This is a genomic window from Microbispora corallina, from assembly GCF_016863035.1.
Lineage (GTDB): Bacteria > Actinomycetota > Actinomycetes > Streptosporangiales > Streptosporangiaceae > Microbispora > Microbispora corallina.
Genome location: NZ_BOOC01000119.1, coordinates 1 through 564 on the forward strand (window position 1 = coordinate 1; position 564 = coordinate 564).

The 564-nt window shown below is 64.0% G+C and carries 2 protein-coding genes; both read right to left on the reverse strand.

All coding sequences use genetic code 11. The annotated features are described in order from the left end of the window. On the reverse strand, positions 1 to 374 hold a 374-nt coding region (locus Mco01_RS38800; RefSeq protein WP_204061805.1), incomplete at its 3' end, for a GTP-binding protein. A gap of 7 nt (positions 375 to 381) precedes the next feature. After that, a partial coding sequence (locus tag Mco01_RS38805) for a DUF742 domain-containing protein (protein WP_204061806.1) occupies positions 382 to 564 on the reverse strand: 183 nt, incomplete at its 5' end.

Here is a 564-nt window from a genome sequence, read left to right on the forward strand (position 1 = left end):
CCGACGACGAAGGGCAGGCGGGCCTCCTCGAAGTAGTCCACCGCCGGGAAACTGTCGGCCAACCGGCGCGTGTCCACCAGCACCACCGCCCCGATCGCCCCCCGCACCAGGTCATCCCACATGAACCAGAACCGATGCTGACCCGGCGTCCCGAACAGATACAAAATCAAATCCCGATCCAACGACACCCGGCCGAAATCCATCGCCACCGTCGTCGTCGTCTTATGCGGCGTCAACCCCACATCATCGATCCCCGCCGACGCATCGGTCATCACCGCCTCCGTCGTCAACGGAACGATCTCCGACACCGCCCCCACGAACGTCGTCTTCCCCACACCGAAACCCCCCGCAACCACGATCTTCGTCGAGGTCAACCCACGACTAGAGCCTGCGAAGTCCACTGAGCACCCTTTCCAGCAAGTTCAGATCCGGCTTACCCGCCTCCAACTGCGGCTGATGCACATGCACCAACCCCTCCGCCGCCATGTCCGCGATCACCACACGCACCACACCCAGCGGAACCCGCAACAACGCCGAGATCTCCGCCACCGACCGCACCTGACG